Here is a 15,382-nt window from a genome sequence, read left to right as displayed (position 1 = left end):
TTGTTTGTCAGGGGATGGTGGTGGTCAGAGAACCAGGCAGAGCCGGAACGCGTCGTAGATCGCCGCGTGGATGTTGCGGCTGGCGACGGCGTCACCGATTCGGAAGAGCTGGTAGCCGCCGCCGGGGTTGCGGACGACGTCTTGGGGTTGCAGGTTGAGCAAGGCCTGCTGGTCGACCTCACCGAGGTTGGTGGAACCCGCGACCAAACCGAAGTACAACTCGTCCGACGGCAGGGTGCCGTGTTCGACGACGACGTGGTCGACCATGTGCTGCCGGGTGGCGTGCGCGTATTCGTTGTACAGGTCCACTTCGAGCCGACCGTCCTTGCGGCGCACCGCAGTCAGCCGCTCGTTGAGCGTGACGTGCACGTCGTGCTCGGCGAACACCTTGAAGTAGCCGGGGTAGTTCACGCCACCGACGTCGGGCGCCAATGTCCGCTCGGGCGTGACGAATTCGACGGCGACGCCACTGCGGGCCAGCACCTCGGCGGCATCCAATCCGGGGTGACCACCATTGTCGTCGTAGAGCATGACCTCGCCGCGTGGATGCACCGCACCGCACAGCACGTCCCAGCCGTCGGTGACCAGATTGGCTCCCTCGGTGAGGAATTCAGTGTTCGGCACACCGCCGGTGGCGACCACGACGATGTCGGGATTCTCGGCAAGCACCTCGTCGACGTCGACATAGCGGCTGGTCCGGATGTCGACCCCGAGGAGTTTGCACTCGTCCAACCGCCACTCGATGATGCTGATGAGATCGCGCCGGCGCGGTGACGACGCCGCGATCTTGACCTGGCCGCCCGGCGTATCGGCGGCCTCGAAGACGATGACGCGGTGGCCGCGCTCGCCGAGCACCCGGGCGGCCTCCAGGCCTGCCGGGCCCGCCCCGATGACCACCGCGGTGCGCGCCGGCCCCGTCGCCTTGGACACGTGATGCGGTAGCCGATCCTCGCGGCCGGTGGACGGATTGTGCACGCACTTGGCGTCGCGATTCTGGTAGATCTCGTCGAGGCAGTAGGTGGCACCGACGCAGGGACGGATCCGGTCCTCCTCGCCCGCTTGGATTTTCGCGACGATGTGCGGGTCTGCGATATGCGCGCGCGTCATGCCGACGAGGTCGAGCAGGCCGTCGCGGATCGCGTGCCGGGCGGTGGCCACGTCGTTGATCCGGGCAGCATGCATGACCGGGATCCCGAGTTCCTTCTTGACCTGTCCGGCGAACGACAGATGCGGCGCGACCGGGGTACCCATCGGCGGGATCACGCGCGACAGCGCCTCGTCACTGGCCATGTAGCCCTTGATCACGCTGATGAAGTCGATGCCCTCGGGCACGAGGCGCTTGGCGATCTCTATGCCGTCCTCGTACTGCAGCCCGCCGGGCAGGTCCTCGTCGAGTGACATCCGGATGCCGACCGCGAAGTCCGGTCCGGCGGCCTCGCGGACCGCGCGAATCACCCTCAGCGGGAAGCGAAGTCGATCCTCCATGCTTCCCATGCCGTACTCGTCGTCGCGGTGGTTGGTCAGCGGCGACCAGAACGCGTCGAGCAGATGGGTGTAGGCCTCGAGTTCGATGCCGTCCAGGCCGGCCGCGCGGCACCGTGCGGTGGCGTCGGCGTATGCCTTGACGATGCGGTCCATGTCCCACTCCTCGGCCACCTTGGGGAAGGACCGGTGGGCGGGCTCGCGGATGGCGGACGGGTACACGACAGGCAGCCAGTCGCCGTCGTAATTGCTGGTCCGTCGGCCCAGGTGGGTGATCTGGCACATGACGGCGGCGCCGTGCTCGTGGACGCCGTAGGCCAGCTCGCTCAGCCACGGCACGATCTCGTCTTTGTAGACGTGCAGATTGCCGAACGCGGACGGGCTGTCAGGCGCGACCACCGCGGAGCCGCCCATCATGGTCAGCGAGATGCCGCCCTTGGCCTTCTCCTCGTGATAGAGCCGGTAGCGGCGCTTGGGCATGCCATCTTCGGTGTAGGACGGCTCGTGCGACGTGCTCACCACGCGATTGCGCAGGGTCATGTTCTTCAGCCGGAAAGGCTGCAGGAGCGGATCGATGAGCTGATGCGCCATGGGCGAGTCCGTTTCTTTCCGATGGTTCGGACGTGGTTCACACATCGTCAACGACCCCATAAGTACCGCTTGACCAGGTACAAATGCTGATCTACCGTATGTGACGTAACTAATATATCACTCGTCTATCAGACCGTCTATGGACATCGAAAGGGGAAATTCCGATGACCATCAGCGTGTTCGATCTCTTCTCAGTCGGCATCGGTCCGTCGAGTTCGCACACCGTGGGACCGATGCGGGCAGCCGCCCGGTTCGTCGACGATCTGCACACCCTCGGAGCCTTCGAGGGTGCCACCGGAGTCGCGGCCGTCCGCGTCGATCTCTACGGCTCACTGGCCGCCACCGGCGCCGGCCACGGCACCATGACAGCGATCCTGCTCGGACTCGAAGGCAACCGTCCCGAGGAACTCCGGACCGATGTCATGGAACAGCGCGTCGAGGAGATCCGGGCCGGCGGCCACATCATGCTCGGCGGCCTGCGCCCGATCCCGCTCACCGAGGCCGACATGACCCTGCGCCCCCTGACGGTGCTGCCCTTCCACCCCAACGGCATGACACTGACCGCGCTCGATGCCCACGGGGCCGAGTTGCACCTGCAGACCTACTTCTCCATCGGCGGCGGATTCGTTGTCACCGAGGCGGAGAGCCTGGAACCGGCCGCGCGGACCGCCGCGACCCACACCCTGTCCTTGACCTCGGCCAAGGAGATGCTGGAACTCTGCCACCAACGTGGTTGCAGCATCAGCGATCTCATGCTCGCCGTCGAATGCGAAACCCGAACCGCCGATGAGGTCCGGGCCCGGCTACTGCATATCCGCGACGTGATGGTCGAATGCGAACAGCGCGGTATCGCCCGCGACGGCTACCTGCCCGGGCCGATGCGAGTGCGCCGCCGGGCCAAAGACTGGTACGAGCGTCTCAATGCCGAGGACTGGAACAAACAGCCCGAATTCGCCGAGGACTGGGTCAATCTCGTCGCACTGGCCGTCAATGAGGAGAACGCCTCCGGCGGCCGGGTCGTCACCGCTCCCACCAACGGCGCGGCCGGCATCGTGCCCGCGGTGATGCACTACGCCGTGCACTACACCCGGGCCGGGCGCCGGGACCCAGACGGCACCGCGGTCCGTTTCCTGCTGACGGCCGGGGCCATCGGCTCGCTCTACAAGGAGCGGGCATCCATCTCCGGCGCCGAGGTCGGGTGCCAGGGCGAGGTCGGCTCGGCCGCGTCGATGGCTGCGGGTGCACTCGCCGAAATCCTCGGTGGCACAACCGAACAGGTCGAGAACGCCGCCGAGATCGCCATGGAGCACAGCCTCGGGCTCACCTGTGATCCCATCCAGGGCCTCGTCCAGGTGCCGTGCATCGAGCGCAACGCCATCTCGGCCGGTAAGGCCATCAACGCGGCGCGGATGGCACTGCGCGGCGACGGCGCCCACTACGTCTCGTTGGATCAGGTCATCGAGACCATGCGGACCACGGGTGCCGACATGCTGTCCAAGTACAAGGAAACGTCCACCGGCGGCCTCGCGGTCAACGTGCCGGTGAACTACGTCGAATGCTGAATGTTGGTGTAGGAGAGGGAGACAACCATGCACCTCGACTGGTACGACCGGGGCATCCTCGCCTTTGTGCTGGGTTGCGCGTCTGGTTCAGGACCATCCGACGACGCGTCCCTGGCACAGTTCGGGATCACCACGCCCCGGGTGATGCGTCGCTTCGACGCTGTCCTCGACACAGTCAGATCACACCAGATCCCGCTCGATGACGCTGATCTGACGCTCGTCCGTCAGGCCGTCGACTATCGAGACCACATGCCGCGCACGGGGTAACCCGGCCACTCCCGCCAAAACGGGCTAGGGCTGGTCGCTGACCGACTCCGCGACGCGGAACGCCACCATCCGCGCGGTGTCCTCGTCGGCGGCTTCCACCATGACCCGGACCACCTGCTCGGTTCCGGAGGGCCGCAACAGGATTCGGCCGGTATCGCCGAGTTCGGCCTCGGCTTCGGCGACCGCGGTCTGCACTGCCGGCGCCTGCGCCACCGTGGTCTTGTCGGCCACCTCGACGTTGATCAGCACCTGCGGCAACGTCTTCATTGGCGCACACAGCCGCGCCAGGGACTCCCCCGTCTGCGCCATGCGCGACATCAGCCGCAGTCCGGTGACGATGCCGTCGCCAGTGGTGCCGAGCTCGGGCATCACGATGTGGCCGGACTGTTCGCCGCCGAGGGCGAACCTGCCGGCGCGCAGCTCCTCGAGCACGTACCGGTCCCCCACGCCCGTGGTGCGGACCTCGATGCCGGCTTCGCGCATGGCCAGGTGCAGACCGAGGTTGCTCATCACGGTGGCCACCAACGTGTTCGAGACCAGCTCGCCCGCGTCGCGCATGGCCAGCGCCAGCACCACCATGATCGCGTCACCATCGACCAGCGCGCCCGACGCATCGACGGCCAGACAGCGGTCGGCGTCGCCGTCATGCGCCAGGCCCAGGTCGGCCCCGTGCTCGATGACGGCCTGTTGCAGCTGCGCCATGTGAGTGGAACCGCAGCCGTCGTTGATGTTGAGTCCGGTCGGCTCGGCGCTGATCGCGATGACGGTCGCGCCCGCGGCCCGGTACGCCTGCGGGGCCGCGGCCGAAGCGGCGCCATTGGCGCAGTCGACGACCACTTTCAGCCCGGCCAGCGGCGCAACCGCGGCCTTGGCGGCGTGGGTGAGGTAGCGGTCCAGCGCGTCGGCGGCGTCGAGAACGCGTCCGATGCCGGCCCCCGTCGGCCGGGTACCCGGACCGGCAGCGACCAGTTCGGCGATGCGGTCCTCGGTGTCGTCGTCGAGCTTGTGCCCGCCGGCGCCGAAAATCTTGATGCCGTTGTCCGGCATGGGGTTGTGCGAGGCGGAGATCATCACGCCGAGCTGCGCGTCATAGGAGGCGGTCAGATACGCCACCGCGGGGGTCGGCAGCACGCCGGCCCGCAGCACGTCGACGCCCTCGCTGGTGATGCCGGCGATGACCGCGGCCTCCAGCATCTCGCCGCTGGCCCGGGGATCTCGTCCGACCACCGCGACGCAACGGCCGGCTCCTGAGGTCGAGCACAGCCGACGGGCTGCCGCAGAACCCAGCGCCAGCGCCAACTCAGCCGTCAGATCACGGTTTGCGACGCCACGTACGCCATCGGTGCCGAACAGCCGACTCATAGACCCGCTTTCCTTCAGAGATGTCCTCATGAAACGCCGAAGGCGGGCGTGTCCAGACTGCGACACGCCCGCCCACGAGCAGAAACGATCAGCGCTTGCTGTACTGAGGCGCCTTACGGGCCTTCTTGAGGCCGTACTTCTTGCGCTCGATGGCACGCGGGTCACGGGTCAGGAACCCGGCCTTCTTGAGTGCCGGACGATCCTCAGGCTGAACAATGATCAGCGCACGGGCGATGGCCAGACGCAGCGCGCCGGCCTGGCCCGAGGGGCCGCCACCGTCGAGGTGGGCGTAGATGTCCACCGTCTCGACGCGGTCGACGGTCACCAGCGGGGCCTTGATCAGCTGCTGGTGCACCTTGTTCGGGAAGTAGTCCTCGAGGCTGCGGCCGTCCAGGTTGAACTTGCCGGTGCCGGGCACCAGGCGAACGCGGACGACGGCTTCCTTGCGGCGACCGACGGTCTGGATCGGACGGTCGATGTACACGGGCTCGCGGGGGGCCGACTCTTCGGCCGCCTCGAACTCGGGCGCTTCGGGCGCTTCGATCGCTTCTTCGGTCACTTCGGTCACTTCAGTCACGTCAACTTCAGTCACTGGGCCACCTGCTTGATCTCGAAAGGAATCGGCTGCTGAGCGGCGTGCGGATGGTCAGGACCCGCGTACACCTTCAGCTTCTTCTGCACCTGGCGCGACAGCTTGTTGTGCGGGAGCATGCCGACGATCGCGTTCTCAACGGTGCGGGTCGGGTGCTTCACCAGCTGTTCGCCAATGGAGCGCTTGCTCAGACCGCCCGGGAAACCCGAGTGACGGTAAGCAAACTTGTCGGTGAGCTTCTTGCCCGACAGGGCAATCTTCTCGGCGTTGATGATGATGACGAAGTCACCCTCATCGGAGTTCGGCGTGAACGTCGGCTTGTGCTTGCCGCGGAGCAGCTTGGCTGCTTCGACGGCGAGCCGGCCGAGCACCACGTCTTGGGCGTCGATGACGTACCACTTACGTGTGGTGTCACCCGCCTTCGGCGTGAATGTAGGCACAGCTATACCTCTTCTTCTCGGGTTGAGTCCCGGTGCTATCCGGGTGTCGATCAAGTGCGCGACCTGGTATTTCCCGGCGACCGACGGTGACCCGGGAACCACTGGCCTGACGGCCTGCAGCGCACCAACGTGGGAGCTTACCCGCGGGCGTCACCGCAGGTCAAAACGCGCAGAGGTCAGTACACCCGGTCCTGCTGGTCAGACACGACGCTGCCGTCCGGCCGGTGCAACGGCGCCTTCGCGCCCGTCGGCTCGATGTAGCCCTTCGTCGCGCAGGCATATGGCTCGCTCTGCTTCTTGGGGTCGATGAACATCGGGTTGACCAGCCAGTTTCCGCCCGCGTTGTCGTACGCCGTGCACATCAGCTCGGTCTTGTTCCGGTTGAGTACCAGCCGCAGGGCAGTGGCGTCGGTCAGGAACGTGACGTCGGTGTCGGAGTCGCCGGCGGCGAACGCGGCGCGCTTGGGCTCGGGCTGCTGGGTAAACGCGGCCGGGCCGCTGACCCCGAACACCTCTTCATTGACCCGGCAGCGCTTGCCCTCGATATAGGTGATGGCGGTTTCGCCGCCGCAGGGCACCAGCCGGGGCGTCAGCACATCGCCGTCGCGTTCGGTCCGCACACCCATCACGTGATCGGCGGGGATACCGAGTTCTTCGGCCCACACCCGGGCAATCAGTTCAGGCGAGGCCGAGATGACCCGCACGTCGAATCCGTTGGCGTGCAAGGTTTCCACGAGGTCGCGCATCTGCGGGTAGTAGCGCACCCAGGCGGTCTCCACCCCGCTGCCGATCTTCTGCTCGGCGCCGACGGGGGCATCGAGGTTCTCCGTGCGGGCCGCCTTCGCGAATTCGGCCAGCTCGGATTCCGACCAGCCGGCGAGCATCTGCGCGTTCCAGGCGTACGCCGGCTCGACTCGGCGGGCATTGAACCCGGCGAACGCGGGTTCGCCGGCCTTCGTCTCGCTGCCGGTGTAGACCGAGATGATCTCGTCGGCGCACGCGGTGTCGGTGTCGGTCGCCATCGGCTGGCCCGGCTTGGCCGCGGCGCAGGCCCGGCCGAGGGCCGAGGCGGCCTGCGGGGTTAGGAACGTGCTGGTGGACGCCCAATTGCCGTCGGCCGGTGCCCGCAGCTTGCCGTTGCGCACCATCCAGAAGAACGTCGCGTCGCCGATGTCGTTCTTGACCAGGGTGTTGTCCCAGTCGAACAACGCCAGGGGCGCACCCGCGCTCACCGAACCGGTCGCGCCGCACGTGCCTAGCTTGGCGAGCATGGCGTCGATCCGATCGCGGTTGTCGCCGTACCAGGCCGCGCTCTCCGCCAGCGTCCGGCACGACGCCTTACTGGTGGCCGGCGATTGCGCCGCCGGGGTGCTGTCGTGGCTGCTGCAGCCGGACATGGCGAGGAGGCCGGCCAGTGCAGCGGCACCGGCCAGTCGGGTCAAGCGGGTCACGGTTCTCCTGGTGGTGTCAGGTCAGTTCGGCGGCGCTGGGCGCCTCGAGCGAGGTGTCACGTGAGGTGTCCTTGAGGTCGACGCCGGACCGGCCCAAGGCTCGGGCACCGGACACCAACCCCGCGGCGACCCTCGCGGCCTCCGTGTAGCCGAGGCCCTCGGGCGGATGGATGTTCGAGATGCAGTTGCGGTCGGCATCGGTACGCCCCGGGATGGGCAGATGCGTCAGGTAGATGCCCAGGCTGTCGGCGACGGACAGGCCCGGCCGCTCCCCGATGATCACCAACAAGGTCCGCACTTTCGCCGCCGCGCCGATGTGGTCGCCGAGGGCGACGCGGGCCTGGGTGGCGATCACCGGCGGCGCCAGCGTGTAGTCGTCCCGCAGGGTGGCCACCAGTTCGGCGAGCAGCGCCGGGCCGTGTTTGGCCAGGGCGTAGGGCGAGAGCCCGTCGGCCAGCACGAAGCCGATGTCGGCCGGGGTCTCGGGGACGTCCATGGGCTCGGCCGGGATCCGGCCCAGGTCTGGACGGCGCAGGTACTCGCTGCGGGACTCGGCCTGGCTGCGGACCACCGCGGGTTCACCGAGGCCGATATCCCGGACCCGGGCCGCAAGGGTGTCGACGTCGAGCGGCTCGTGCACGGCGTCCCGGGCAGCGGCATGGGCCGCCGCCAGTTCGAGCACCTCGCGGGTGGGCAGCGCGTTCCCGGCGCGGCCCAGCCCGATACGGGCCTGGGTGGTCTTGCGAAGCTCGTCCCAAAACTGTTGGACGGCAACGGCTTCAGAGTTCTCCGAGGTCATCGTCAGCCCGCCGCCGTCAGCGCACGCAGCGCCGAGCGCTGCAGATCGAAGTTGGTGAGCTTGCCGGCGTCATCGGTCATGCCGACCTTCTTCAGCCAGGCCTCGAACTCGGGCGCGGGCTTCAATCCCAAGGTGCGACGGACCGCCACGACGTCGTGGAAGGACAGGCTCTGGTAGCCGAGCATGACGTCGTCGGCGCCGGGCACCGTGATTACGAAGGCGCAGCCCGCCGCGGCGAGCAGGGTGAGCAGGGTGTCCATGTCGTTCTGGTCGGCTTCGGCGTGGTTGGTGTAGCAGACGTCGACGCCCATCGGCAGGCCGAGCAGCTTGCCGCAGAAGTGATCTTCGAGTCCGGCGCGGATGATCTGCCGGCCGTCGTAGAGGTACTCGGGGCCGATGAAGCCGACGACGGTGTTGACCAGCAGCGGGTCCAGGGCGCGGGCGACGCCGTAGGCGCGGGTTTCCAGAGTCTGCTGATCGACGGGCCGGCCGCCGGTGCCGAGGTGGGCACCGGAGCTCAGGGCCGAGCCCTGCCCCGTCTCCAGGTACATGACGTTGTTGCCGACGGTGCCGCGGTTCAGGGACCGGCCGGCCTCGTTGCCTTCCCGCAGCAGCGCCATGTCGACGCCGAAGGCCTTGTTGGCGCCCTCGGTTCCGGCGACGGACTGGAACACCAGGTCCACCGGAGCACCGGCCTCGATGAGGCCGATGGTCGTGGTGATGTGGGACAGCACGCAGGACTGTGCCGGGATGTCGTAGCGGCTGCGGATGTTGTCGAGCAGGTGCAGCAGGTCGGCGGTGGCCTGCGGTGAATCGGTGGCCGGGTTGATGCCGATCACGGCGTCGCCGCAACCCATCAGGAGGCCGTCGAGCACCGCGGCGGCGATGCCGCGGGGGTCGTCGGTCGGGTGGTTGGGTTGCAGCCGGGTGGCCAGGGTGCCCGGCAGCCCGATGGTGCTGCGGAAGGCCGCGTGCACCTGGGTGGCCGCGGTGACGGCGATCAGGTCCTGGTTGCGCATGATCTTGCTGACCGCGGCCGCCATCTCCGGCGTGATGCCGGGTGCGACGGCCGCGATCCGGCCTGCGGCGTCGTCGCCGGCCACCGCGTCCAGCAGCCAGTCCCGGAACGCTCCCACCGTCAGGTGCGAGATTTCCGAAAATGCCTGCTGGTCATGGGAATCCATGATCAGTCGGGTGACCTCGTCGGTCTCGTAGGGCACCACCGCGTCATTGAGGAAGGTGTCCAGCGGAAGCTCGGCCAGCGCCCACGCCGCGGCGGCCCGCTCGGCGTCGCTGTGGGCCGCGCACCCGGCGAGTTCGTCACCGGAGCGCAGCGGCGTGGCCTTGGCCATCAAGTCCACAAGCCCGTCGAAGGTGTAATTCACCCCCGAAATCCGCTGGTGGTACTTCATTTCAGCTCGTCCTCGGCTTCTGCGAGCATCGCGAACTCTTCATCAGGAGAGTTTGCCACCAAACGGTGCCGACTGTAGAGCGCGAAGTACAGCATGAACGCGCAGAACACCAAGAGGCACAGACCGGCGGCGACCGGGTTCACCAGGAAGGTCGCGATAACTGCGACAACCGCGATCACGAGAGCGAACGACGTGGTCACGATGCCACCCGGGGTGCGGTACGGCCGCGGCATGTTCGGCTCGCGACGGCGCAGCACGATGTGGCTGACCATCATCAGGACGTAGCTCACCGCAGCGCCGAAGACGGCCATGTTGAGCAGCAGGTCGCCCTTGCCGGTCAGCGACAGCAGGAAGCCGATGACGCCGGGGACGATGAGCGCGAGCGTCGGCGCCTTGCGCGAGTTGGTCACCGACAGCTGGGTCGGCAGGTAGCCCGCCCGGGACAGGGCGAACAGCTGGCGGGAGTAGGCGTAGATGATCGAGAAGAAGCTCGCGATGAGGCCGGCCAGGCCGATGTAGTTGACCAGCTTGGCTCCGGCGCCGGAACCGAGTGCCTCGACGAGCGGGTTGCCCGAGCCCGACATCTGTTGGGCCCCACCGACACCCGTGGTGAGGATCAGCACGACGGCGCAGGTGACCAGCAGGACCGTCATCGCCGCGATGATGCCGCGCGGCACGTTCTTCTCCGGGTTGGCGGTCTCTTCGGCGGCCAGCGGCACACCTTCGATGGCCAGGAAGAACCAGATGGCGAACGGGATGGCGGCCCAGATGCCGAGGTATCCGTGCGGCAGGATGTCGGAAGCTCCGGCCGCTCCCGTGTCGACGGCGATGGTGGTCAGGTTCGAGATGTCGAACTGCCCGATGGCACAGACCGCGAAGATCACCAGGCCCAGCAGCGCGATGGCGGTGATCACGAACATCACCTTGAGCGCCTCACCGACGCCGGACAGGTGGATGCCGATGAAGAAGGCATAGGCCGCGAGATACACCCACCAGCCGTTGTGAATCCCGAAGAGTCCCAACGATTCCACGTAGGCGCCGATGAACGTCGCGATGGCGGCCGGGGCGATCGAGTACTCGATCAGGATTGCGGTGCCGGTGGCGAAACCACCCCATGGACCCAGTGCGCGGCGGGCGAAGGTGTAGCCGCCGCCCGCGGCGGGCAGCGCCGAGGACAGCTCGGCCATGCCCAGCACCAGGGCCAGGTACATGCCGGCGATGATGACGGCCGCGATGGCGAGGCCACCGAAACCGCCTTGCGCCAGGCCGAAATTCCAGCCGGAGTAGTCGCCGGACACCACGTAGCTGACGCCGAGGCCGGCGAGCAGCAGCCAGCCCGCCGTGCCCTTCTTCAGCTGACGTTTCGCGAGGTATTCGTTGCTCTCGACGTGTTCTTCGACGCCGTGAGCGGAGTGCTCACTGGGTGGATTGGTGATGGACACTGCAGACTCCTGAGGGGATGGCGGGATGCCGAGGTGGCCTGCCCCCAGGAGCTATCTGGTGCCGGCCGGAATCATTTTGTCGCCGTACGCATTTGAGATGCGTCGACCGAGCCCGAAGCGAGCGCCCGCGTATTCGGGGGTTACGCGGGCGCTCGCGGATCGGGGATCAGAAGAAACCTTGAGCCTTCGTCGAGTACGAGACGAGCAGGTTCTTCGTCTGCTGGTAGTGGTCCAGCATCATCTTGTGGTTCTCCCGGCCGATGCCGGACTGCTTGTAGCCGCCGAACGCGGCGTGCGCGGGGTACATGTGGTAGGAGTTGGTCCACACGCGACCGGCCTTGATGTCCCGGCCGGCCCGGTAGGCGACGTTGCCGTTGCGCGACCAGACGCCGGCGCCCAGGCCGTACAGGGTGTTGTTGGCGATCGAGATGGCGTCGTCGTAGTCCTTGAACGACGTCACCGACAGCACCGGTCCGAAGATCTCCTCCTGGAAGATGCGCATGCCGTTGTGACCGGAGAAGACCGTCGGCGTCACGTAGTAACCACCGCTGAGGTCGCCGCCGAGCTCGGCCCGCTCACCACCGGTGATCAGCTGGGCGCCTTCGGATTTGCCGATCTCGATGTACGACAGGATCTTCTCGAGCTGGTCGTTGGAGGCCTGCGCGCCGATCATGGTCTCGGTGTCCAGCGGGTCGCCCTGGCGGACGGCCTTGGTGCGGATCGCGGCAAGCGCCAGGAACTCGTCGAAGATGTCGGCCTGGATGAGGCTGCGCGACGGGCAGGTGCAGACCTCGCCCTGGTTCAGCGCGAACATAGTGAAGCCTTCCAGGGCCTTGTCCTGGAAATCGTCGTTGGCGGCCATGATGTCGCTGAAGAAGATGTTCGGGCTCTTGCCGCCCAGCTCCAGGGTGACCGGGATCAGGTTCTGGCTGGCGTACTGCATGATCAGCCGGCCGGTGGTGGTCTCACCGGTGAAGGCGATCTTGGCGATGCGGTTGCTCGACGCCAGCGGCTTGCCCGCCTCGACACCAAAACCGTTGACCACGTTGACAACACCCGGCGGCAGCAGGTCGCCGATGAGCGAGAACAGGAACATGATCGAGGCCGGGGTCTGCTCGGCGGGCTTGAGCACGATGGCGTTGCCGGCGGCGAGCGCGGGGGCCAGCTTCCAGACGGCCATCAGGATCGGGAAGTTCCAGGGGATGATCTGGCCGACGACGCCGAGTGGCTCGTGGAAGTGGTAGGCGACGGTGTCGTCGTCGATCTCGGAGAGCGAGCCTTCCTGGGCCCGCAGCACGCCCGCGAAGTAGCGGAAGTGGTCCACGGCCAACGGGATATCGGCGTTGAGGGTCTCGCGCACCGGCTTGCCGTTGTCCCAGGACTCGGCGACGGCGATGGCCTCGAGGTTCTGCTCCATGCGGTCGGCGATCAGGTTGAGCACCCGGGCGCGGGCGGCCGGCGCGGTCTTGCCCCAGGCGGGCGCGGCGGCGTGCGCGGCGTCCAGCGCCTTCTCGATGTCGGATTCGTCCGAGCGGGCGATCTCACAGAACACCTGGCCCGTCACCGGGGTACGGTTCTCGAAGTAGCGTCCGGCAGCGGGTGCCACCCACTCGCCGCCGATGAAGTTCTCGTAGCGGGCCGGGTAGGTCATCACCGAACCCTCGGCACCGGGACGCGCGTAAACAGTCATGGGTTCACTCCTCGCAATGGGTGACAAACACAGATGTGCTGCTGGTCACTTACGGTACGCAGAAGTGGGTTGCAACACAGTTGCATCGTTCAACGCGATTGAACCGGGACCGCGTCAGCCGAGGTCGGCGTCCAGTCCCGCCAGATGTCCGACGGCCTGCGCCCGCACGACCGGGTCGGCCGACGGGTGGTTGCGCAGCAGTTGCCAGCCGTGCCGGTCGTCGCGCCCGTCGGGCAGGGCCAGCCAGCGGCGCAACAGGCCGACATGTCCGGCCGCGGACGCCGACAGCACCGCGGTGCGCAGGCTCTCCCCCAACTCGGTGCGCAACCGGGCGATCGCCGGCGACACCGACTGCGGCAGCAGCGCACCCGAATAGTGCGACAGGGCCGCGTCGACGTCGCCGCGGTGCAGCGCGGCGAAGACCTCGGCGACGTCGCTCTCGATAGGCGTGAGCAGCCGGTAGGGCCGCGACGCCACGTACTGCGCGCCGATCACGCGGCGCAGCCGGGACATCTCGACGCGGATGGTGACCGAGTCAAGATCGTTGTCGTCCAACAACATTGCGAGATGGTCGGCGCTCAGGCCCTCGGGATGGCGGCTCAGCAGGACCAGGATGTCGGCGTGCCGGCCACTGAGGGTGTGCTGGTGGGGTTGTCCGTCATCGCCGGTGGCGATCCAGCGCGGACGGTCGCCGCCCAGCACCGTCAGGCGCGCCGCGGTCACCGGGTTCGCGGCCGGCTGGAGCAGCCGTTGCAGTGCCAGGTGGTTCTCGATGGCCATCACCGTGGCGCGCACCAGTCCCAGGGTCTGCGCGGAGGCGATCTGGCTGTCCCCGGTCAGGTCGACGCAGCCGATGAGTTCGCCCGTCGTCGGGTCGTGCACCGGCACCGCCGTGCAGGTCCACGGCTGCACCAGCCGGGCGAAGTGCTCAGAGCCGTGGATCTGCAGTTCCCGGTCCAGGGCCAGCGCGGTGCCCGGGGCGTTGGTGCCGGCACTGCTCTCGCTCCAGTTGGCGCCGGGGACGAAGTTCATGGCCTCGCCCTTGCTCAGCGCCGTCGGGTCACCTTCCACCCAGAGCAGGGTGCCGTCGGCCGCGGCGACCGCGACCATGACGCCACTGTCCTTGGCGTCCTCGACCAGCAGCTTGCGGATCACCGGCAATGCGGCGGAGATGGGCTGGTCGGCGCGGATCTGATCCAGGGTCTTCGGCACGACGGGCGTGAACTGCGCACCGCCGCGGTCCGGGTCGACGCCCGTGGCCAGGCTCCGGCGCCAGCTGTCGGCGATGACGGGCCGGACCGCTGCGGGATCCAGGTGCTGGGCGTCGATCTCACCGGTGACGAACCTCTGGTGTACCGCGCGCAGCACTGAGCCGGCCGGCGACCCCTTGGTGCGGCTGGTTCCCACGACACTCACACTCCTCGCAGGTCGGATACACACCTGCGTGGCCGCCAGGGTAGTCGACCTGGGTGTTCTACGACACGATCTTGCCCCTGGGACGTGAGTCAGGCAGCGCTGACTATCGTCGCTGTGCTCAGCAGGTCCTTCAGGCCGGCCGTGCTACGACCGAAGTATCCCGAGCCGACGAGGGCTGATGCCGCAGCAATTTCCGCCTCCGTAAGCCCATCGTTCTGCAACGCCTCGGTCAACCCGTCCAATGCCAGTAACCGCCAGTCGTGATAGTCGATGCTCGTCAACCGAACAGCCACCTGACGCTCCGACAGCGCTGGGCGCCGTCGATCAAAGATCGACCTACCGAGCTCGGCCGCGTTCACGATCCCAGTCTATCTGCGTCATTGGATGTCCAGTCGCCAAATACCAGCTGCGCGTCGCCAATACCGGCCGCACCCGAAGGACTCCGCTTACGTTCAGGTAGCGACCGAAAAGGCTGAAACCGTCGCCGTCGTCGTATCCGTCAAGGGGGACGTCGACAACTGATCGCACCCAGTCGATCGTTTCAGGCTCACGCCAGCCTTTCGGAAACTTCGACTTGTTCGGCGGCGAATCTGCGACGTCCGCGTGCCCGCCGTGACCGCTGCCATCTCCGTACAGCACCGCTGCAGCGTCTGCGTTGTCGAAATCGTCGATCTGGCTTCGCAGAACCGGCGGTGTCCAGCCATAGAACTTTGGAAACTCATCGGAAGTATCGGGGCCGAGCATCCCTCGCACTCGTTGCGGCGGCGCTTTCCGCTCGGCGCTGCCCACTCTCGTCTCCCGGTCTATCTCGCTCTGCCGGCCGGCCAGGCGAAATGACTGTGTGGCCCCGCCCCCGGCTCTCCATTCCAGGGGCAG

The 15,382-nt window shown here is 67.3% G+C and carries 14 protein-coding genes; 2 read left to right on the top strand and 12 right to left on the bottom strand.

Going from position 1 to position 15,382, the window contains the following annotated elements; genetic code table 11:
* Nucleotides 1-24 precede the first annotated feature (24 nt).
* The gene (locus A7G45_RS13145; protein ID WP_260937578.1) at nt 25-2,073 is read right to left on the bottom strand and encodes an NADH:flavin oxidoreductase; all 2,049 of its coding nucleotides are present in this window, start codon (nt 2,071-2,073) and stop codon (nt 25-27) included.
* Between the two features lie 164 nt (nt 2,074-2,237).
* Here A7G45_RS13145 and A7G45_RS13140 point away from each other — a divergent pair, with 164 nt between their 5' ends.
* Nucleotides 2,238-3,635 (top strand): L-serine ammonia-lyase, encoded by a 1,398-nt coding sequence (locus A7G45_RS13140; protein ID WP_260937576.1) that lies wholly within the window; start codon nt 2,238-2,240, stop codon nt 3,633-3,635.
* Between the two features lie 27 nt (nt 3,636-3,662).
* The gene (locus A7G45_RS13135; protein ID WP_260937575.1) at nt 3,663-3,902 is read left to right on the top strand and encodes a hypothetical protein; all 240 of its coding nucleotides are present in this window, start codon (nt 3,663-3,665) and stop codon (nt 3,900-3,902) included.
* Nucleotides 3,903-3,926: 24 nt separating this feature from the next.
* Here A7G45_RS13135 and glmM read toward each other — a convergent pair whose 3' ends face one another.
* The 11 genes from glmM to A7G45_RS13080 form a co-directional block, all read right to left on the bottom strand.
* A complete protein-coding gene (gene glmM, locus A7G45_RS13130) occupies nt 3,927-5,264 on the bottom strand; it encodes a phosphoglucosamine mutase (RefSeq protein WP_260937573.1) in 1,338 nt (445 codons plus the stop codon).
* Between the two features lie 88 nt (nt 5,265-5,352).
* Nucleotides 5,353-5,808 carry a 30S ribosomal protein S9 gene (gene rpsI, locus A7G45_RS13125; protein WP_377042051.1) on the bottom strand — a complete coding sequence of 152 codons (456 nt, stop codon included), beginning with the start codon at nt 5,806-5,808 and terminating at the stop codon, nt 5,353-5,355.
* Nucleotides 5,809-5,852: 44 nt separating this feature from the next.
* Nucleotides 5,853-6,296, bottom strand: coding sequence for a 50S ribosomal protein L13 (rplM, locus tag A7G45_RS13120; protein ID WP_064859820.1), 444 nt, complete (start codon nt 6,294-6,296; stop codon nt 5,853-5,855).
* A gap of 176 nt (nt 6,297-6,472) precedes the next feature.
* A complete protein-coding gene (locus A7G45_RS13115) occupies nt 6,473-7,693 on the bottom strand; it encodes an HAD family hydrolase (RefSeq protein ID WP_377042052.1) in 1,221 nt (406 codons plus the stop codon).
* Between the two features lie 70 nt (nt 7,694-7,763).
* Nucleotides 7,764-8,546: an ethanolamine ammonia-lyase subunit EutC gene (gene eutC / locus A7G45_RS13110; protein WP_260937567.1), complete on the bottom strand. Its 783-nt coding sequence runs from the start codon at nt 8,544-8,546 to the stop codon at nt 7,764-7,766.
* A gap of 2 nt (nt 8,547-8,548) precedes the next feature.
* The gene (locus A7G45_RS13105) at nt 8,549-9,958 is read right to left on the bottom strand and encodes an ethanolamine ammonia-lyase subunit EutB (RefSeq protein WP_043986993.1); all 1,410 of its coding nucleotides are present in this window, start codon (nt 9,956-9,958) and stop codon (nt 8,549-8,551) included.
* A complete protein-coding gene (gene eat, locus A7G45_RS13100) occupies nt 9,955-11,400 on the bottom strand; it encodes an ethanolamine permease (RefSeq protein ID WP_051955298.1) in 1,446 nt (481 codons plus the stop codon). Before eat ends, A7G45_RS13105 begins: the two co-directional genes overlap by 4 nt.
* Nucleotides 11,401-11,566: 166 nt before the next feature.
* The gene (gene adh, locus A7G45_RS13095) at nt 11,567-13,090 is read right to left on the bottom strand and encodes an aldehyde dehydrogenase (protein WP_260937561.1); all 1,524 of its coding nucleotides are present in this window, start codon (nt 13,088-13,090) and stop codon (nt 11,567-11,569) included.
* A gap of 114 nt (nt 13,091-13,204) precedes the next feature.
* Nucleotides 13,205-14,497: a GAF domain-containing protein gene (locus A7G45_RS13090; RefSeq protein ID WP_043401943.1), complete on the bottom strand. Its 1,293-nt coding sequence runs from the start codon at nt 14,495-14,497 to the stop codon at nt 13,205-13,207.
* A 98-nt stretch (nt 14,498-14,595) separates the two neighbouring features.
* A complete protein-coding gene (locus tag A7G45_RS13085) occupies nt 14,596-14,865 on the bottom strand; it encodes a hypothetical protein (protein ID WP_131630776.1) in 270 nt (89 codons plus the stop codon).
* On the bottom strand, nt 14,843-15,295 hold the full coding sequence (locus A7G45_RS13080; RefSeq protein ID WP_260937558.1) for a hypothetical protein: 453 nt from the start codon (nt 15,293-15,295) through the stop codon (nt 14,843-14,845). The genes A7G45_RS13085 and A7G45_RS13080 overlap by 23 nt, the downstream gene beginning before the upstream one ends.
* Nucleotides 15,296-15,382: the final 87 nt, after the last annotated feature.

Origin of the sequence: Mycolicibacterium llatzerense (assembly GCF_025331195.1) — a bacterium.
GTDB lineage: Bacteria > Actinomycetota > Actinomycetes > Mycobacteriales > Mycobacteriaceae > Mycobacterium > Mycobacterium llatzerense.
This window is presented reverse-complemented; position numbering and strand designations above follow the sequence as displayed.

Bases quoted from the DNA above. Each gene is read 5' to 3' on its own strand.
- A7G45_RS13145 (WP_260937578.1), bottom strand. From the start codon at position 2,073: ATGGCGCATCAGCTCATCGATCCGCTCCTGCAGCCTTTCCGGCTGAAG.
- A7G45_RS13140 (WP_260937576.1), top strand. From the start codon at position 2,238: ATGACCATCAGCGTGTTCGATCTCTTCTCAGTCGGCATCGGTCCGTCG.
- A7G45_RS13135 (WP_260937575.1), top strand. From the start codon at position 3,663: ATGCACCTCGACTGGTACGACCGGGGCATCCTCGCCTTTGTGCTGGGT.
- glmM (WP_260937573.1), bottom strand. From the start codon at position 5,264: ATGAGTCGGCTGTTCGGCACCGATGGCGTACGTGGCGTCGCAAACCGT.
- A7G45_RS13115 (WP_377042052.1), bottom strand. From the start codon at position 7,693: ATGTCCGGCTGCAGCAGCCACGACAGCACCCCGGCGGCGCAATCGCCG.
- eutC (WP_260937567.1), bottom strand. From the start codon at position 8,546: ATGACCTCGGAGAACTCTGAAGCCGTTGCCGTCCAACAGTTTTGGGAC.
- A7G45_RS13105 (WP_043986993.1), bottom strand. From the start codon at position 9,958: ATGAAGTACCACCAGCGGATTTCGGGGGTGAATTACACCTTCGACGGG.
- adh (WP_260937561.1), bottom strand. From the start codon at position 13,090: ATGACTGTTTACGCGCGTCCCGGTGCCGAGGGTTCGGTGATGACCTAC.